Source organism: Mycobacterium sp. 4D054 (assembly GCF_052245755.1).
Lineage (GTDB): Bacteria > Actinomycetota > Actinomycetes > Mycobacteriales > Mycobacteriaceae > Mycobacterium.
This window is the reverse complement of record NZ_JBQQCF010000038.1, coordinates 33001-52490: the sequence shown is the minus strand read 5'-3', so window position 1 is coordinate 52490 and position 19490 is coordinate 33001. Positions and strand designations below refer to the sequence as shown.

Here is a 19490-nt window from a genome sequence, read left to right as displayed (position 1 = left end):
TCCTACCGCCAACGCACCCGACCCGGTCAGCTTGACCCAGAGGGACCCGACGAGCATCCTCGATAACGCGCCACGGTGGTCCCATCCCCCTGGCAATCAGGTGGTCCCATCACCCTGGCAAGCGACACTTGTTTGATCCGTCCACGATTCAGAACGGCACGGCCTTCCAGTTGTTCGGCCTGCCTGTGATCGTCACGGACAACATCCCTGCCGTGTCGACTAAGAATCGTGTGGCTCTGGTGGACTTCAGCAAGGTTGCGGTTGCTCGTGATGTTGACGCCGAGGTGAAGATCCTTGATCAGACGTGGGGTGACTATGACTCCATCGGTATTCGTGTCGTCACCCGGTATGACGTGGGCCTGTTGCAGCCCGAAGCTGTCACGCTGCTGACCGAGGCTTGAGCATGGCTGCCCCAACCGTTTCTGAGTTGGGTGCGTTCCTCGGGAGGGCCGTCACATCGGAGCAGGGTGCGGCGGCCCTCCAGGTGGCCACAGCCCAGGTCAAAGCTTATGTTCGCGGCGGCCCGAGTTGGGAGCCTAACGACGAACTCTCAGCGGTCATCATGTGCTTAGCGGCGCGGTATCTCACCCACCCGCGACAGATCTCGATGGACGAAACCGAAGGCCCCGCTAGCATGAGCTACAGGTCAAGTCCCGGCTCGTTCACCGTGTCCGAGCTGTACACCCTGAACCGCTACCGAATACGGGCACTATGAACGGGAAGGTGTTCAGAGCCCCCAAGCGTGACCGTTACGGCGACCCCATTGACGACGACGGCAACCCGGTGGACATGCTGGAGCTTGGCATGGCGTACGTGGGGACCATTGAGCGGGTCATTATGGGTGGCAGTGCCTGGACTCCCCGAGGCGGCAGAGGTGAAGTCGCCTCTACAGAGGGCATGATCGGCTGTCCCCGCGACGGCATCAAACTCCAACACGGCGACCGCGTCGAAATAGACAATGTCCGGTATTCCATTGTGGGACAGAGGCAGTGGGACTATCCGCACTCGCTGACCGGATCAAACTTCGGCTATTACTGGATCAAGACTCAAGCTACGACGAACTAACGGAGATCACTATGGCACCAAAGATTCCGATCATCATCAGGCACCCGAAGGGCGCGAGACGAATCCCGAAGCCGACACTTCAGGAACTCCTTCGCAGAGCAAATCGCGGGGCGTTCGACCCAAAGGCCGGCAGAAACAGGCGAGGGCGCTAGAGCAACTGCCGTCGAGCCTTACCTACTCGGCGGCGGGGTAGGGATTGGTCTCCCTGCCAAACCGGCGCGCACCCGGTTTCTCCTCGGTGTCGCTGCGCCTTGGGGGTGTCGTTCTTGAGGATGTGGCGGCGCCCCCTCCAAACTTCTCCGCATGGGCTACCGGGATGGTCCAGGAGCAGACGAGAGACCCCCCTTGCATGTGGGTTCCAGTGGCAAGGGGGGTCTCTTCATGTCTTCATACTGCGAGCGTGTTGCACACCTCGGCGAACCTTTGCTCGAACCAAGACCGGGACTTACCGATCCTCGCCGCCAGTAATGCACAGTTCTCGGTGGGGTGGTGCTCGATCTGCTCGCACACCTGCGACCAGTGCTCGTAGCGGGGATGCTCTCGCCACGCTCCCGATAGCAGGGCTGCGCGGCATTTCCTGGCCTTGGCGTGACGTTGGTCGTAGCGGTCGATATGTCCGGGGTCGAGAAGGCCTCTGCGGGATCTCCCGTCCTTCTCGGTGGCCCCACCCCACACACCCTCCGGTTCCCCATGTCGGAGATCTGAGCACGTCGCCTGGATACGGCACATTCCGCAGAGCTTCTGCATCTTCTCGATTGAGGCTTCGTCTTCGGCCCACACCAGATCGGGCACAGCCTGACACGGCGCTACGAGCCCCCACGCGGTCCCGTCCTGACCGGCGAGACGCAGATCCTCTACGGCGTTGAACATGTTTCCCTCCCGCTGTACGTACCTGTTGACGGTGAAAGTACTCGGTTGTCAACACGTGCGCAAGAGGTGAAATCTGTTGCGCTGCAGCTAATCCTAGGTGTTGCAACACCTATCCAGGCATCGCGGTGCCTATAGAAAATGACCTAAGACTGAGCCAATTTAGACAAGGCATCAGCAATCACGGCGTCACGCTCGGCGGCGGCAATCTGATAACGCATCGCCATGGCCGGGGTTGTGTGTCCAATCCGCTTCATGAGTTCTTTAGTCGTCGCCCCCGCCTGCGCCGCCAACGTCGCTCCCACATGCCGCAGATCATGGACCCTCATATCTGGCTTCCCGACAGAGGCGAAGCCAGCCTTCACCGACTTCGTGAATGCGGTCGTAGACAACCGTTTGCCGCGAGTAGTGGTGAACACGAACGCCTCGGGGCCGGCGCCCGTGTGTGTCTTCATGTGCGCCCGCAGCAAGTCAGCGACATGCGGAGGAACCGTCACGTCTCGGATGCCCGCGTCAGTTTTCGGAGGACCGACCACTAACTGATTATCGACACGGGTCGCGGCACGGCGAATCTTCAAGATCATTCGTCCGTCAACGTCTGCCACATCCTTGCGGCGAAGTTCGATCAGCTCCCCAAAGCGCAGGCCGCACCATGCAGCCAGCGGGACCGCCGCCCGGTATTGCGCTGGCGCAGACTCGGCAACCTTGGTCAACTCGGCGGGAGCCAACGCCTGGACCTCCCGCGCCTTCGGAGGCTTTCCCGCCGTCTTGATCTGGCAGGGATTCTCGGTCACCACCTTGTCCTCACGGGCCGTGTTGAAGATGGCCTTGAGGAGCTGATAGGCGTGGGTGTTGCGCGTCGGCGTGCCCTTCCCCAGCCCGACCCACCATGCCCGCACATCGGCCGGCGTCACCGCTCGCACAATCTCGTCACCTAAACCGGGCAGGATTCGGCTGTTCAAGAGATCCCGGTACAGAGCGCGGGTCTTCGGGGTGAGGTCGCGGTGCTCCATCCAGCGGTTGGCGTACTCCCGCAGGGTGGTGCCCGCATCAGCCTTCGCCACTTCCCGGCTTTCCGGTGGGGTCCACTCCCCTAGCTCGATCAGCCTTCGCTCGGAGGCCAGCCACGCCTCGGCGTCCATCCTGCTGTCATAGGTGTGCGTGGCGTAGTACCTATGGCCATCGTCGTAGACGTAGGACGCCTGAACGCGCCCGTTACGCATGGTCCGTAGAGTGCCCCACGAGCGCCGTCTGGCTGTCTTCTGTGCCGCCATATCTGCAACCTTATCGCAACGCTTCTAAGTCATCCCATGTCTGTGAGCTGCGGTTTCTGTCCGATCTAAGGTTGCAGGGTGGTCTACAGTAAATGCCCTCTGAACAGTCAATACTAGGCATTTCTACTTACAGGTTGTGATCCTGGCTGTCGCGGGTTCGAGTCCCGTCAGCCACCCCGCAGGTGGAAGCGCCGTCTACTCCGGTAGGCGGCGCTTCTGCTTTTGCGTCGACGAATCCAGGAGGCGGTCCCCGAACGCATCGACGCCGCCCTGAGATCCTCAGAGCGGCGTCGACGAGAAGTTTCCGGGGGTCAGACGTTGGCGTTGCCGGCCTTCCACTGCTCCCACGGGATGTTCCAGTCGCCCAGCCCGTCGGTGCCCGGCAGGGTCGTGCCGACGGTGTTGACGATCTCGACCACGTCACCCCGCTTGGAGTTGTCATGGAACCACCGCCCATTACTGGTGCTCACGTTGATGCAGCCGTGGCTCACGTTGCTGCTGCCCTGGCTGCCCACCGACCACGGCGCGGCATGCACGTAAATGCCGCTGTAGGAGATCTGGGTGGCCCAGTCGACCTCGGTGCGGTAGCCGTTGGCCGAGTTGACGGGCACGCCGTAGGTGGACGAGTCCATCACCATGTGCGAGCGCCGGTCCCCGACGATGTACACCCCGTTGTTGGTCGGGGTGCTGTTCTTGCCCATCGACACCGGCATGGTCTTGACCACTTCGCCGTTACGCCGGACGGTCAACGTCTTCGTGTTGTCGTCGACGGTGGTGATGACCTCGTCGCCGATCTTGAAACTGGTCTGGACGTTGTCCTGCCCGAACAGCCCGTCGCCCAAGTCCACGCCGTAGGTGTTGACCTCCACCTTGACGGTCGTCCCCGGCTTCCAGTACTTGGCCGGACGCCAGCGCACCTCGCGGTTGTTGAGCCAGTAGAACGCGCCCTCGACGGGCGGGTCGGTCTTGACGGTGATCGCGCGCTGCGCCGCGAGCCGGTTCGGGATGTTCTCGTCGAACCGGATGGCCACCGGCTGCCCGACACCGACGACCTCACCGTCGCTGGGCACGACGTAGGGCATCGTCAGGTTCTCCGGTGAATGCGTCTCGAAAGTCATCTCCCGGCTGGTGACGCCGCCCAGACCGAGGGATTGCGCGCGGATCGTGTAGCTCTTGTTGTAGCCGAGCGGCTCCGCGGTCTCCCACGTCAGCCCGTCCTCGGACAACTGCCCCTCGACGGTCTTGCCGTTCTCGTTGACCATCGTCACCGAACCGAGCACACCGTCCTCGGCGGTGACCGTCACCGGGGATTCGACGCTGACGCCGACAGCACCGTCCTGAACCGAGGCCGTCAGCTTTGGGATCAGAAGATCGCCGAAGGGCGTGCCCTTGTCAGTGATGACCTGCGCCTGCGGCGCTTCGGCGTCTCCGCCGCAGCCGCTGAGGCCGAGCACGATCGCCGGAATCAGCACAGCAGCCGTCAGCCATGACCGTTGCCGCCGCGCCCGGGTCGCCGTGTTGACCTGCCACATAAGCCGCTCCACCTCGCCTACAGGGATTTGCCCGCAAATTGTCGTCGACAATTCTACGGTCACTTCCGACATGAGGGCCCGACCGCGATGTCACGCCTTGAACCGCGGACGAACTGGGGATTTCCTTCCAGCGCCACGGGCCTGTTATTGTCTCACACGCGCGCCGTTAGCTCAGTTGGTAGAGCAGCTGACTCTTAATCAGCGGGTCCGGGGTTCGAAACCCTGACGGCGCACCACGACAGAAGCCCCGCCTCGGCGGGGCTTCTGTGATTTTTGGCTTGCGGGACGGCCCGGCCCGGCGTTACGGGCGGCAGAGGGGGCGGCTGGGCCGCTCCCTATCCGTCACCGTTTCGTCAGCGCCGCGGACCAGCGCCGGGCTGGCCCAGCAACGGGTTGACCTGGCCGGGCTGGCCCGTGTGCTCCCGCTGATGCTGCGCGATCGCCTGCACCAGTGGGTTGTCCTTCATCAGCTGACGGCGGTCCTCCTCCGAGAGCTCGTAGAACGTCCACATCCCCCAGGCCGCCGGCCGCACGTACAGGGTCACCTTCTGCCGCTTGCGGGTGTTCTGCGGCAGCATCGCCGGGATCGCCACCACCCGATCCAGTGTCACGGCGCTGGCCAGCTCCTGGGCGAGCTTGTCCACATCGGCGCTGTCCTGCAGCTCGTAGACCGATGTTTGATGGCTCGGCTGGTCCGGGCCTTGCAGGGCCAGAAACCACGACATACCGCGTCTCCTTCGCTCGTCCTGAAGATCAGCGTCAGCGTAGAGGACGGCGCGGCACAGGACGCCGCCCACGCCCCCCAGCGAATCACCGACGAACCGGTTTTACGATCACGATAGTTTCGGCGAGTTCTGCACACTTCAGCCCCTTATGTGCTAGTTGTGGCACATCGGTGATATCCGCTTGGTCGCCGGAATAGATCTGCCGGTAACGGCTTCATGGGCGCCGAGAGAATTACACGGCCTGTGTGCTGGGCAAAGAGTGGACAGGATGTTAGGGTTCCAGTTAGCTGGCGCGGCAGAGGGAGTCGCCGGGCCGAGGCGGGGAATCAGAATCGAGGAATTTGCTGATGTCAGGGCCAGTCGAACCGGTCAGCGCCGGGGTTGACGGCGAGGACGCACCCCGGGGCGCTGCGGCGCAACGACCGGTAACCGTGCACAGCTGCACCAGGATCGGCCGGGTGGCCAATCCTCCCGGCTTTTCCTTCTCCGATTGGTTCCGGACCGGCCGTAGTCGCTGACCGGGTCCCGGCTATCTGCTGCGTCGGACCGCGACGATGACGATCACGATGCCGATTCCGGCCAGCGACGCGATCACCTTCGGCTGCTTGACGAAGCGAATGACACCGGCCTTCATGTCGTCGGCCAGACGGCGGGGGTTGGCCCGCACGGCGAGCGAGTCGACGGTGATCGCCAACTGCTCGCGCGCCTGATCGATCTCAGCCTTGATGGTGTCCGGATCCCGGTCCGCCACTTCTGCCTCCATTGCCACAGCGCCGGCCGTATTCCGACGATCAGTTTCTGCCGAACTACCCTAGTTGAGCCAGGGCGCATGTGAGTGCCCCGGTCGACTGAACGACCACCACACCCGCTCGGGCCGTCTGAAGGGACATCCAGCCATGCCGCAAACTCCCCGACTCGAGGTCGGCGACACAGCGCCCGCGTTCAGCCTTCCCGACGCCGACGGCAACACCGTCGCGCTTTCCGACTACAAGGGCCGCAAGGTCATCGTCTACTTCTACCCGGCCGCCTCGACACCGGGGTGCACCAAGGAGGCGTGCGACTTCCGGGACAACCTCGCCGATCTCAGCGAAGCCGGCCTCGACGTCGTCGGGATCTCCCCCGATAAACCCGCGAAGCTCGCCAAGTTCCGCGACACGGAAGGACTCACGTTCCCGCTGCTGTCAGATCCTGACCGCACAGTGCTGGAGGCCTGGGGCGCCTACGGCGAGAAGAAGATGTACGGCAAGACCGTGCAGGGCGTGATCCGTTCGACGTTCGTCGTCGACGAGGACGGCAAGATCGCGGTGGCGCAGTACAACATCCGCGCGACCGGGCACGTGGCGAAGCTCCGGCGCGACCTGTCCGTCTGACTCAAGATCGACCGGCGTGGGCGCTGCCGCGGGTGAGTGTTGCGGCCGGTCCTGACCGCGGCGTTCTTCCCGGCGGGGACGCCGATTCACCCGAGGCGGCCGATTACGGGGCCAGCCCGGCCAGCAGGAGCGCCTCGGCCGTCGCCGCCCGTTCCAGCACCCCGAGATGCAGGCTCTCGTTGATGCTGTGCGCCTGGGTGTCCGGGTCCTCGACACCGGTGACCAGGATCTTGGCGTCGGGGAAGGCCGCGGCGAACTCGGCGATGAACGGGATGGACCCGCCGACACCGGTGTCGACCGCGTCGTGACCCCAGGCCTCGCGGAACGCGGTACGCGCCGCGTCGTAGACCGGGCCGCTCGCCTCGATCGCATAGGGCTCGCCGAGATCACCGGGCGTCACCGTCACCTGCGCGCCCCACGGGGCGTGGCGCTGCAGGTGCCGGGTCAGCGCGGCGAGGTGCTCGGCGGCGTCCCCGCCGGGTGCGACGCGCATGCTCACCTTCGCCCGCGCCCGCGGTACCAGTGTGTTCGACGCCTGCGCGATCGGTGTGGTGTCGATACCGATGACGGTGATCGCCGGTTTTACCCAAAGCCGTTGCGCCACGGAGCCCGAACCGATTTCGTGCACGCCGTCGAGCAGGCCGGTGTCGGCGCGCACGCGCTCCGGCGAGTAGTCGGGGAAATCCTCATCGGCTGTTACTGCCTCGTGCAGGCCTTCGACCGCGACGTTGCCGTCGTCGTCGTGCAGGCTGGCCAACAAGCGCACCAGCACCGACAGCGCGTCAGGGACCACACCGCCCCACATACCCGAGTGCAGGCCGTGGTCGAGGGTGGCGACCTCCACCACGCAGTCGGCCAATCCGCGCAGCGACACCGTCAGCGACGGGATCTCAGTGCTCCAGTTGTCCGAGTCGGCGATGATGATCACGTCGGCGGCCAGCTCGTCGCGGTGCGCCGCGAGCACGCGCCCCAACGACGGCGAGCCGGACTCCTCCTCCCCCTCGACGAACACGGTCACCCCGACCGGCGGGTTGCCTCCGTGCGCCCGGAAGGCTGCCAGATGCGTTGCTATTCCGGCTTTGTCGTCGGCAGTGCCGCGTCCGTAGAGCCGGCCCCGGCGTTCGGTCGGCTCGAACGGCGGCGTGTGCCATTCGGACACATCGCCTTCGGGCTGGACGTCGTGATGGGCGTACAGCAGCACCGTCGGGGCCCCAACGGGTGCCGGGTGCCGGGCGATCACCGCAGGCGCGCCGCCCTCAGCCACGATCCGGACATCACCGAACCCGGCTTCGGACAACAGTTTCGACACCGCTTCGGCCGAGCGATGCACCTCGGGACGCCGCGCCGGATCGGCCCACACCGACGGGATGCGCACCAGATCTTCCAGATCGGCACGCACAGAGGGCAGGACGTCGCGGACGCGCTGGACGAGATCGCTCATGGCGTCGAGGTTAGCCGTTCCCGTGTTTACGGCGTCTCGGCGTCGTGACGCTCTTCCTGCAGACGGTCCTTGCTGCGCAGCAGCCGCAGCAGCGTGACCAGCAGCAGCCCGCCGACGACATTGCCGACGACCGTGTAGCCGAACCACCCGAGCCAGTCGAGATAACCGAACGGCGCGCGACCGGTGGCGAGCGCCCCGAAGATCAACAGCGAGTCCAGGATCGAGTGGAACAGCTGCGTGCCCGCCAGCAGGAAGGCGCCGGCGACCGCGGCGGCGATCTTGCCGACCATCGCGTCGGTGCCGTGCTGCATGCGCGTCATGAGCGTGATGACCATGCCGCCGAGCAGCGCCAGCGCGACGGTCTCCGCGGACAGCGGCGCGGTCGCGTAGTGTCCGGCCGACTCGATGGTCTGCTCGTGCAGGCGCGGCAGCGCCGTCATGATCAGCCACATCAGCACCCAGCCTCCGACCAGATTCGCGACCAGCGTGCCGCTCCACAGCTTGATCAGCTGCGCGACGCTGGCACGCTTGGCCGCGACGGTGGTGACAGGTATCAGAAACCCTTCGGTGAACAGCTCGCTGCGGCCGAGCAGCAGCGCGAGGAAGCCGACGGAGAACGCCAGTGCCGCCAGCAGCGGCTGGTGAGTGGCATTCAGCACGGCAAGGTAGGCCAACACCCCGACCGCGATGTCGGTGCCGCCGAAGAAGCCGGTGACCAGCACCTCACGCCAGCTGCGGTGGAGCCGCTGAGTGCCTTCGTCGACCATCCTGCGGAACGCGTATTCGAGTTCGTCCTCGATGGGGCTGTCGGAATCCCCGAGTTCGCGCTGGCTTGTGTCGGACACGTCGACCTCCCGGTGCGGCTAGGTGATCCGCCCGGATACCCGAAAGCCCGCACGCCAACCCACGAGGGCTTGACACCGACCCTCGCCGGTGAGGCCGGCGCTTCTCAGCGCTCCTCGAGGACGGCGACCGCCGCGGCCGTGTCCTTCTCGTGGGTGAGCGACAGGTGGATCGTCACCTCTTTGAGGTGTTCGGCCACCGCGCCGGACAGCCGCACCCGGGGCCGGCCCCACATGTCGGTGATGACCTCGATGTCGCGGTGAATCGCCTCAGGCAGCACCGGCCGCTTCGAGAACCGCGACCCGGACCAGGCCTTGATCACCGCCTCTTTGGCCGCCCACCTCGCGGCGAGGTGGCGCGCCGCCGACGAACTCTTGTCGGCGGCGTCGCGCCGCTCGCCCGGGGTGAACGTCTCGGCGAACACCGTCCCGGGCCGATCCACCTGTTCGGCGAACTCCGGAATCGAAACGAGGTCGATACCTATCCCGACGATGCCCACGGGCTGCAACCTATCTCACGGTTCAACGCCGATACACGCCGTCCTCGCCGAGCCGCGACGCCGCGTCCAGCAGCATTGCGGCTTCCTGGGTCTTCTCCGGCAGATCACCGTCGAAGCGCCGGTCCGCCGGCCGTTCGAACATCGGACGGCCGCCCGCGATCGCCGAGGCCAGCCTGCGCTGTCCGGCCAGCAGCCGCTCCTGGGCGCGGGCACTGTAGTCCGCCCGCTGCTCGGGATCCAGCGTCGCCAGGAAGGCCTGCGGGTGCACCAGCGCGATCAGACCCGACACATGACCGAAGCCCAGGCTGGTGACCAGACCCGCTTTCAGCGGGTACTTCTCACCCAGCCGCAGGGTCTCCCGCGGCCACACGAAGTGCGCCGAGGTGGCCAGCTCGTCGTCGACACAGTCCAGGCTGCGGTTGGGCGGGATGACGCCGTCGCGCAGGACCTGGCACAGGCCCATCATCTGGAAGACCGCCGCGCCGCCCTTGGCGTGCCCGGTCAGGCTCTTCTGGCTGATGATGAACAGCGGCGCGCCCTCGGACCGCCCCAGCGAGTCCGCGAGCCGCTCGTGCAGCTCGGTCTCGTTGGGATCGTTGGCCAGCGTCGAGGTGTCGTGCTTGGAGATCACCGCGATGTCGTCGGCACCCACCCCCAGCTTGGCCAGCGAGCGTGCGAGCACCGAGTCCTTTCCGCCGCGCCCGGCGCCCAGCGCGCCGAGCCCGGGGGCAGGGATGGAGGTGTGCACACCATCGGCGAAGGACTGCGCGTAGCCGACCACCGCCAGCACCGGCAGACCCATCTTCAGCGCCAGGTCGCCGCGGGCCAGCAGCACCGTGCCGCCACCCTCGGCCTCCAGGAAGCCGAGCCTGCGCCGGTCGTTGGCCCGGGAGAACTTCGAATCGCTGATTCCCTTGGCCCGCATCACTTCGGTGTCGGCGGTGGCCGCCATGTCACCGAAGCCGATGATCGCCTCCAGCGTCAGGTCGTCGAAGCCGCCCGCCACCACGAGCTCGGCCTTGCCGAGGCGGATCTTGTCCACACCCTCCTCGACCGACACCGCGGCCGTGGCACAGGCGCCGACCGGGTGCACCATCGCGCCGTAACCGCCAACGTAGGACTGCATCACGTGTGCGGCAACGACGTTCGGCAGGACCTCCTGCAGGATGTCGTTCGGCTTGCTCCGGCCCAGCAGGTTGCCGTGATACATGGTCTGCATCGAGGTCATACCACCCATGCCGGTGCCCTGTGTGGAGGCCACCAGGCTCGGGTGCACCCAGCGCATCAGCTCTGCCGGCGTGAAGCCCGAGGACAGGAACGCATCGACGGTCGCGACGATGTTCCACAGCGCCACCCGGTCGATCGACGTGGCCATGTCCGGGCTGATGCCCCACACGGTCGGGTCGAAACCGGTCGGGATCTGCGCGCCCACCGTCCGCGACAGCTTCGTCTTGCGGGGCACGCGAATTTCGGTGCCCGCCTTGCGGATCACCTCCCAGTCGCCGGAATCCGGGATCGGACGGGCCACCGTGTGCTCGGGATCGAACTGCACGAAGGCGCGCGCATCGGCCTCGCTGGACACCACGAACCGGAAGTCCTTGTCCAGGAAGACACTGACCAGCAGCGGGGACGCGTGATCGGGATCGATCGCGCCGTCGTCGACGAATTCGCGGATGCCGCAGCGGCTCACGACCTCGTCGTGATAGCGCTCCACCAACTCGGACTCGTCGACCAGCTCGCCGGATTCGGTGTCGTACCAACCGGGCTTGGGATCGTCCTCCCACTTGATCAGGCCGGTGGTCCACGCCAGCTCCAGCACGCCGGCCGCCGACAGCTCGTTGTCGGCCTCCATCTCGTAACGCGTGCGCGACGATCCGTACGGGCCCAGCTCGGCGCCGCCGACGATGACGACCAGGTCGGCCGGGTCGACATCGAGATCGGCCCACTCCGGCGCCGGCGCCGGGGTGACCGGGCGAGGCGGGGACGGCAGCGCGGCGATCAGATGATCGGCGGCCGCGTCCTCGTCGGCCTCGTCGGCCGGGGCCGACGTCGCCTCGTCACGCGCCTTGGTTGCCAGCGCCGACAGATCGAGCTCGACCTCGGCCAGGCCCCCGGTCAGGTCCGCCTGCACGGGCTCCCGGGCGGCGGCCACCTTGGTCTCCACGTCGCACAGGTCGAGCAGCATGCTCGCCATCTGCTCGGTCGAGTAGGTGGTGACGCCCGCTTCCTCGACCGCGTCGACGATGACGTCGTTGTGCCCCATCAGGCCGGTGCCTCGGGTCCAGCCGATCAGCGCATGCGCCAGGCTGACGCGCTGCGCCCACGACGTCTCGGCCTTCCACCGGGACACGACCGCGTCCAGCGCCGCCTTCGACTCACCGTACGCACCGTCGCCGCCGAACATCCCTCGGTTCGGAGACCCCGGCAGCACCACGTGCAGCCGGGCCGCGATGTCGCGGTCGGAGCTGATCTGCGACAGGCCGCCGATGAGCCGCTGCACGGCCCACAACAGCACCTTCATCTCCATCTCGGCGCGCGCGCCCGCCTCCGACAGATCGCCACCGACCCGCGGCGCGGCAAACGGGAACAGCAATGTCGGGGTCAGCGCATCCTTGATGTGGATGGACTTGGGCCCGAGGCTCTCGGTCTGCTCGGTGCCCACCCACTCGACCAGCGCGTCGATGTCGCTGTAGGAGGCCATGTTCGCCGGCAGCACCCACAGCTTGGCTCCGAAGCGCGCGTTGTCGCGGTAGAGCTGCCGGTAGAAAGCCAGCCGGGAGTCGTCGAGCCGCGACGTTGTGGCCACCACCGTGGCGCCTCCGTCGAGCAGCTGCGCGACCACCGATGCGGCGATCGAACCCTTCGACGCGCCCGTCACCACGGCGACCTCGTCGTGGTAGCGGCCCTTGCCCGGGTTCTCCGCACCGGCGGCGGCGCGGGCGTACAGCGACGCATGCACGTTGCGGCCCGCGGCCAGTGCCTTGCCCTGCCAATAGGTGGCCTGGGTGCCGACCACGTGGCCCGCGCCCTCGAAGCGCTCCGAAAGACGTGCCCAGTCGGTGTCGATGTCCCCTTCGTCCATCAACCAGATGCGGACCAGGTCCTCACGGGCGCTGGCCCACCGGTCGTCGAGCAGCACCGCCTTGCGGCCGTCGAAGACGGGCGCCACCAGGCGGGGCCAATCCGAACCGAGTTCGGCGGTCACCAGGTCGATCAGCTCGGCGTCAGCCGAAGCCTCGGGCGTCACGAACGGTGCGCCCAGGCCCAACTGGTCGAGGATGGTGCGGGCCGCCGAGGCGAGCACGCCGTCCGGTCCGGTGACCTTCTCGGCGAACTCACCGAGCGCGGCGGAATCCACCACCCCGCCGGCGGCACCGGCAGCGGAGGGCAACGACACCGGCACACCGCGGCGGGCGCCGACAGCGGCCACCGCAGCGTCGATCGCCTTGTCCACCGCGGCGGCGTCGGCCAGCGCACCGTCGTGCAGACCACCCAGTGCTCCCCCGCGGACACTGGAGCCTTCCCGGGTGCCGAGGGCGAGCTCGACTGTCACGTGCTTGACCCAGCCGTCACCGAGCTCCCAGGTCTTCTTGACCCGCTCGCCGATGTAGGCCGGCCGCTTGCCCGACGGCCCGAAGACCGTGCGCAGCTGATCGTTGATCGCGTCCGACAGCACCGGACCGAACGGCTTGTAGGTACGGGCCAGCTTGGTGACCTGCCCCTTCAGTCCGGCCAGGTCCGCCTCGGCGGCGCCGTCGATGGCGCCCAGATTCAGCTCCGACCCGAGGTCGACCAGCATCTGGTTACGCCGCGAGGACGCACCGTCGGTGATCGACTCGATCGAGTCCAGCGGTTCGATCTGGTCGATGCGGATCTTGGCCGACAGCGCGATCAGCGCCGTGGTGGCGTCGGCGGCGTCGAAGGCGATGTCGTCGGGGCGCGGTCCACCGGCCGGAGCCGCGGCCGGCGCCGGTGCGACGGGCGCTGCCGCGACCGAAACCGCTTCTGCCGGTGCGGTTTCCGCTGCCGGGGCGGTCTCCGCAGCATCGTCTTCGAGGTCCGGTTCCGGGTCGGTGTCGGTCGCGAACAGCACCGCGGCGTCCCGCTCGGCGTTGAGCACCTCGGTGGTGTTGTGCGAGTACTCCGGCAACTTCAACGTGTTGGCGGCCAGGCCGGCGACCGTCGGCGCGTTCTTCACGCCGATCTCGACGAACCGTTCCACGCCGAGACCACCGGCGGCCTCCTCGATGAACAGCAGGTCCTGGGTCTCGATCCAGCGCACCGGGCTGGCGAACTGCCAGGCCAGCAGTTCGATCACAAGCTTGCGGCACAGCTCGTGCGACCGCTCGTTACGCCACGTGTCGTAGTCGGCGAGGATCTCGTCGAGCGGCTCCGCGGGCACCAGATCGCGGATCTCCTGGACGAAGTCACGATCCAGCGTGAAGGGCCGCGGCACCAGGTTCGGGATGTAGCGCCCGATGAGCAGCTCCGGATCGGCGTCCGTGGGCATGACACGTTCGAGCGCCCGGCGGAAGTCGGCGACACCGACCCGCAGCACGCTTGAGTGGAACGGCACGTCGATGCCCGGCACCAGGATGAAAGACCGCTTGCCGCCGGAGATCTCGCGGCGCCGCTCGACCTCTTCTTCGAGGGCTTCCAGACCGGCGACGGTGCCGGCGATCGCGTACTGCGAACCGCGCAGGTTGAAGTTCACGATCTCCAGGAATTCACCGGTGCGCTCGGAGATCTCGGCGACGAATCCCTTGACGTCGGCGTCGTCCAGGTCGATCTGCGACGGGCGGATGGCCGCCAGCCGGTAGTTGGACCGGCCCTGGGCGTCACGCGGCACGATGTCGTGCATCTTGGAGCCGCGGTGGAACACGACCTCCAGCAGCGCTTCGAGTTCGTAGACACCGGACACGCAAGCCAGCGCGGTGTACTCGCCGACGGAGTGACCACAGGCGATCGCACCCTCGACGAACGCACCCTGCTCGCGCATCTCCGCGACCTGGGCGGCGGCCACCGTGGCCATCGCGACCTGGGTGAACTGCGTCAGGTACAGCACACCCTCGGGGTGGTGGTAGTGCACACCGGAGGCGATCAGGCTGGTCGGGTTGTCCCGCACCACGTGCAGCACCGAAAAGCCCAGGGTGTCGCGGGTGAACTTGTCCGCGGTGTCCCAGACCTTGCGCGCGGCCTTGGACCGGGCCCGCACGTCCATCCCCATGCCCTTGGACTGGATGCCCTGGCCGGGGAACGCGTAGACGGTCTTCGGCGCCGCCAGCTGCGCGGTAGCCGACATCACCAGTTCGCCGCCGACCTTGGCCGCCACCTCGATGATCTCGGCGCCGCGGTCGATACCTACACGGTCGACCCGAAACTCGATCTCGTCGCCGGGCAGCACCATCCCGAGGAAGCGGGAGGTCCAGCCCACCAGACGGGCCGGCGGGGTGGCGCGGCCGTCGGTCGCGGTGACCGCGTGCTGCGCGGCGGCCGACAGCCACATGCCGTGCACGATGTTCGAGTCGAGGCCGGCGAGCAGTGCGGCGGCCCGGTCGGTATGGATCGGGTTGTGATCACCCGAGACCACCGCGAAGGCGCTCATGTCGACCGGCGCGTTGACCACCACGTCGCGCCGCCTGCGGCGCGGGGTGTCGGTTGCGTTGTCGGTGATGGCCCCACCCGCGCGCGGCGGGTCGGCCAACTCGGCCGCCCCGGTGCGGCCGCGGATCGCGAACCGCTCACCCAGCGTGGCCAGGACGGTGCCCTCGGCGTCGGCGATCGTCACCTCCACCGGGACGACGCGGCCCACCTCGGTGTCGGTGGCGGCCGAAGCCGTTGCGGTGACGGTCAATTCGGACTTCGTCGCGGGCATCTTCTGCAGCAGGTGGGCCGCGTGGTCGAGATGCACCAGGCTCAACAGCCCCTCGACGACAGGGAAGTCGTGGTCGGTGACCGCCGAACCGATCGCGGCGAACACCGCCGGCCAGCACAGACCGACCAGCGCGTCGGGCACCAGCGTCAGACCGGGCGCCAGCGGGGCACCGAAGGTGGCGGTGACACCGGTGTGGTCGGCGACCTTCTCCGGATCCCACTCGACCGACACGGTCGCGGTCCCGTCTTCAACTGCCGGAAGGGCTTCCGGCCCGTCCACACCCGCGGCGATGGCCAGCACCGCGCGCATGGCCGTCGAGGCGTCCTCGACGGTGACGATCGGGGCGCCGCCGTCGACGGTGGCCGCCGGCAGAGTGAAGCGGATGTCGATCCAAATGTCGGACAGCGGCACGCTCAGCGTCACCGACACATTTCCGGAGCCGTCAACGCTCTGCTCCAGCCGGGCACCGGTGTTGGGGTGCGTCGCACTGGGCTTTCCGGGCACGTCGTTGACCTGCCACTCGGCCGGGGCCCCGATTCGGTGCACCGGGTTGATCGCGGTGCGTCCGGCCCACAGCACGTCGGGCGAGTCGAGCACCACCGCGAGCGGACCGCTGACATCGGCCCGGGCCTGACGGCGCGACACCACCGGAACCGGCTCGGCACCGGAAGCGAGGATGCGGTCCACGATCTCCTGCTCGAAGCGGTCGAGCAGCTCTCCGACCGGCTCGTCGACCCGGGTGATGCCCGCGACGGCCTGGGTGCCGGGGATGATGCAGACCTGGTCCGCGGTGTAGCGGGCGTCGTGAGCCTGCCACAGCGAGTCGCTGCGCCACCAGCGGCGGACGTCCTTGTCGATGACCGGCACGAAGTTCACCGGCTTACCCGGGGTCTTGCACAGGGTCACGAAGAACGGCACGTCGGCCGGGTGCAGCCGGACCGCCTCGGCGTCCGGGTAACGGGCCAGCAGCGCGGCGACCGCGGTGTCCGGGTTGTCCAACAGCGCCTGGCCTTCGGCGCCGACGAAGAGCGACTCGATGGGGCCTGAGTCCTTTTCATGCAGACGGGCCTCGGCGCGCTTGAGCATCTCCTCGAAGCGGTCCCGCCAGGTATCGGCCAGCCACGGGCTGCCCACCCCGGCGGTGTCGGCGGTGCTGTCGCCGTCTCCGATCGCCAGCTCGATGTAACGCTGCAGCCACTGGAGGTAGGTCATGTCGCCGACGTCGCCGAAGTACGGCTTGGCGGTGGCGGCCATGGCGGCGATCAGCTCGTCGCGACGCTCGGCGACGGCGTCGGCGTCGCCGGCGACCTCGTCGAGCAGGCGGCCGCACCGGGACGCGGTGTTGTCGATCTCGTGGATGTCGGCGCCGAGCTGGCTGCGGCCGCTGGCCATGCCGTTGATCGCCTTACCCGCCCCGACCCAGGTCTCGGTGCCGTTGGTGTCGACGAGCAGCTGCTTGACCGCCGGCGACGTGGTGGCCTCCAGGGTGGCCATCGCGGCGGTGCCGACCAGGATGCCGTCGACCGGCATCTCCGGGAACCCGTAGGGCTTGGCCCATTCGCCGGACAGGTATTCGGCGGCCCGCTCCGGGGTGCCGATGCCGCCGCCGACGCAGATCGTGATGTTCGCGTGCTTGCGCAGATCGCCGTAGGTGCTCAGGAGCAGGTCGTCGAGGTCCTCCCACGAATGGTGGCCGCCGGCGCGACCGCCCTCGATGTGGACGATGACGTCACGGCCGGGCACCTCGGCGGCGATCTTGATCACGGACTTGATCTGGTCGACCGTGCCCGGCTTGAACACCACGTTGCTGATGCCGACGGTGTGGAGCTCTTCGATCAGGTCGACGGCCTCTTCGAGGTCCGGGATGCCCGCGGTGACGACCACGCCGTCGATCGGGGCGCCCGACTGACGGGCCTTCTGGACCAGCCGCTTGCCGCCGACCTGCAGCTTCCACAGGTACGGGTCGAGGAACAGCGAGTTGAACTGGATCGCCCGGCCCGGCTCCAGCAGCTGGGTCAGCTCCTCGATGCGGGCGTCGAAGATCTCTTCGGTGACCTGACCACCACCGGCCAGCTCGGCCCAGTGGCCGGCATTGGCGGCGGCGGCGACGATCTTGGCGTCCACGGTGGTCGGCGTCATGCCGGCGAGCAGGATCGGCGAGCGTCCGGTCAGCCGGGTGAACTTGGTCGACGCCTTCACCGAACCGTCGGGCAGCGCGACCGGCTTGGGTGCGTAGCTCGACCAGGCCGGTGCGACCGCGGGTGCGGCGCCCACGGTGAACAGGCTGCGCTGGCCGGCGCGGGTGGCGGCCGCGACGATGCCGATGCCCAAACCGCGAATCACAGGCGCGGTCAGGCGGGTGACGGTGTCGCTGGGCCCCAGGTCGACGATCCACTTGGCGCCGGCGGCGGCCAGGCCCTCGACCTCGCTGACCCAGTCCACGGGGTTGACGAAGATCGCCTCGGTGAGCTCGCGGGTGAGCTCGCGGTCCAGGCCGGTGCGCGACGCCCACTCGTTGACGAGGTCGATGCCGCCGGCCAGGCGCGGCGTGTGGAAGCCGACCTCGACGTTGAGCTGGTTGAAGATCGGGCGGAAGATCGCGCCGCCACGGACCTTGTTCTTGCGCTCGGCCTCTTCCTTCTCGGTGATCTTCTCGCAGTACAGCTCGAAGCGGGCGAGCTGTTCGGGGGTCCCGGTGATCACCACGGAGCGCCGGCCGTTGCGGATGGACAGCGCCGGCGGCAGCACCGTACGGACATCCTGGGCGAACTCGTCGAGGAGCTCGGCGATGCGGGCGGGGTCGACGTTGAGGACCGACACCATCGGCGACTTGTCGCCGCGGCCGACCATGCCACAGCGCCGGGACACCAGGGAGCCGGCCGCACCGATCAGCTGACCGATGGCCAGCAGTTCGACATCGCGGGCGCCTCCGGCCTTCAGTGACTCCACGGCGGTGACGCCCTGGGAGTGACCTGCGATGGCCACCGGCGGGTGCGCGTCGAGGTCGAGGCCCTGACGCTTGAGCGCGCGCTGGGCCGCCATCTGGGTGAGCAGGATGCCGGGCCCCGAGATCGCCGCGGTGGTGAGGTCCTTGGCGGCGGGCAGCGGCTCGTCGGCAGCCAGCGCGCGGATCCACTTCATCGGCTCGAAGCCGATCGGCCGGACCACCACCAGCTCGCGAGCCAACGGCTCGAGCAGCAGCTCGGCCTCGGCCACCAGCTGGCTGATCTCGGATTCGATTCCGGCGGAGTTGACGAGCTCTTCGAGGTTCTCCAGCCACGGACCGCCCTGGCCGCCGAACGCCACCGCGTAGGGCTCGCCGGAGTGCAGCCGATCGACGAGAGCGTGCGTACCCGACAAGGGCTCGAAGTCTGTCTGGCCGTCAGAGCTGGTGGCCGCACGGTGCTGGTCGTTGATCGTCACGTCTTGTGTTCTCCTCAGGTCCTTCAATCGCGCTGCGATCGCGTGTTCACGGTCGTCTCGGGCTGGTGGGCTCGTCGTGGATGGTCCGCACTGCCCGTGCGGCCACTGCGATTCGGCGTCGAATCCTGCTGGTGTCGGCGGCGGTCCCTGGAGGGCACAGTCGCCCTTCCTCTCTAAGGGGCCCGCACATCGGACACTTCAGCCGTACTAAGAGTGTCATAAGAGACTGCCCCAGTTTCCCGCCCTAAATGGTTACTGGCGAGTTCTACGCACCGGTAACAGTGCGCTACATAACGGGGGCTCCGAACCGCCCGCGGGTTATCCATGACAAACGTCCTGCATGCGGGTGGTTACGGTTGAGTAGGATAGAAGTGCAGTTCAAAGCAGCATTGTTACACAATCGTTATCTGATATTTTTCGTTCGCACGTCGCGTCGCCCGTCGGCACACACAGACGACAAGATCGTCGAAAGTGTGTGGTCCTGTTTTCGCTCGGCGGATACATGTTTGCTGGAATACCCTACCGACGGGTAAGGATGCAGCCGTTCCGTCCACAGCGCCCGGACTGCGGGCCGAT

General features: G+C 67.3%; 12 protein-coding genes and 1 tRNA gene. 4 read left to right on the top strand and 9 right to left on the bottom strand.

The window, feature by feature from the left end; genetic code table 11:
• Positions 1-128: 128 nt before the first annotated feature.
• Complete coding sequence (locus ACTWP6_RS22845; protein ID WP_443188856.1) at positions 129-401, top strand: phage major capsid protein; 273 nt, start codon at positions 129-131, stop codon at positions 399-401.
• 310 nt (positions 402-711) lie between these two features.
• On the top strand, positions 712-1065 hold the full coding sequence (locus ACTWP6_RS22840) for a hypothetical protein (RefSeq protein WP_443188855.1): 354 nt from the start codon (positions 712-714) through the stop codon (positions 1063-1065).
• Positions 1066-1452: 387 nt separating this feature from the next.
• Here ACTWP6_RS22840 and ACTWP6_RS22835 read toward each other — a convergent pair whose 3' ends face one another.
• The 3 genes from ACTWP6_RS22835 to ACTWP6_RS22825 form a co-directional block, all read right to left on the bottom strand.
• Positions 1453-1935, bottom strand: a complete 483-nt coding sequence (locus tag ACTWP6_RS22835) for a WhiB family transcriptional regulator (RefSeq protein ID WP_443188854.1) — start codon at positions 1933-1935, stop codon at positions 1453-1455.
• 143 nt (positions 1936-2078) lie between these two features.
• A complete protein-coding gene (locus tag ACTWP6_RS22830) occupies positions 2079-3155 on the bottom strand; it encodes a site-specific integrase (RefSeq protein ID WP_443188853.1) in 1077 nt (358 codons plus the stop codon).
• A 362-nt stretch (positions 3156-3517) separates the two neighbouring features.
• Positions 3518-4738: a L,D-transpeptidase gene (locus tag ACTWP6_RS22825; RefSeq protein ID WP_443188852.1), complete on the bottom strand. Its 1221-nt coding sequence runs from the start codon at positions 4736-4738 to the stop codon at positions 3518-3520.
• A gap of 160 nt (positions 4739-4898) precedes the next feature.
• On the opposite strand from ACTWP6_RS22825, the gene ACTWP6_RS22820 reads away from it, so the two are divergent.
• A tRNA-Lys gene (locus ACTWP6_RS22820) sits at positions 4899-4974 on the top strand.
• 117 nt (positions 4975-5091) lie between these two features.
• Here ACTWP6_RS22820 and ACTWP6_RS22815 read toward each other — a convergent pair.
• Together ACTWP6_RS22815 and ACTWP6_RS22810 are read right to left on the bottom strand one after the other, a co-directional pair.
• Positions 5092-5463 carry a hypothetical protein gene (locus tag ACTWP6_RS22815; RefSeq protein ID WP_443188851.1) on the bottom strand — a complete coding sequence of 124 codons (372 nt, stop codon included), beginning with the start codon at positions 5461-5463 and terminating at the stop codon, positions 5092-5094.
• Between the two features lie 529 nt (positions 5464-5992).
• Positions 5993-6214: a DUF3618 domain-containing protein gene (locus ACTWP6_RS22810; RefSeq protein WP_443188861.1), complete on the bottom strand. Its 222-nt coding sequence runs from the start codon at positions 6212-6214 to the stop codon at positions 5993-5995.
• A gap of 145 nt (positions 6215-6359) precedes the next feature.
• Here ACTWP6_RS22810 and bcp point away from each other — a divergent pair, with 145 nt between their 5' ends.
• On the top strand, positions 6360-6833 hold the full coding sequence (bcp, locus tag ACTWP6_RS22805; RefSeq protein ID WP_443188850.1) for a thioredoxin-dependent thiol peroxidase: 474 nt from the start codon (positions 6360-6362) through the stop codon (positions 6831-6833).
• A gap of 103 nt (positions 6834-6936) precedes the next feature.
• On the opposite strand, the gene ACTWP6_RS22800 is transcribed toward bcp, so the two are convergent.
• The 4 genes from ACTWP6_RS22800 to ACTWP6_RS22785 all read right to left on the bottom strand — a co-directional run bounded on the left by ACTWP6_RS22800 (position 6937) and on the right by ACTWP6_RS22785 (position 18851).
• Positions 6937-8274, bottom strand: a complete 1338-nt coding sequence (locus tag ACTWP6_RS22800) for a dipeptidase (RefSeq protein ID WP_443188849.1) — start codon at positions 8272-8274, stop codon at positions 6937-6939.
• A gap of 26 nt (positions 8275-8300) precedes the next feature.
• Positions 8301-9119 (bottom strand): formate/nitrite transporter family protein, encoded by an 819-nt coding sequence (locus tag ACTWP6_RS22795; protein ID WP_260754404.1) that lies wholly within the window; start codon positions 9117-9119, stop codon positions 8301-8303.
• A 104-nt stretch (positions 9120-9223) separates the two neighbouring features.
• Complete coding sequence (gene acpS / locus ACTWP6_RS22790; protein ID WP_260754407.1) at positions 9224-9616, bottom strand: holo-ACP synthase AcpS; 393 nt, start codon at positions 9614-9616, stop codon at positions 9224-9226.
• Positions 9617-9638: 22 nt separating this feature from the next.
• Positions 9639-18851: a fatty acid synthase subunit beta domain-containing protein gene (locus tag ACTWP6_RS22785; protein WP_443188860.1), complete on the bottom strand. Its 9213-nt coding sequence runs from the start codon at positions 18849-18851 to the stop codon at positions 9639-9641.
• Between the last annotated feature and the right edge of the window lie 639 nt (positions 18852-19490).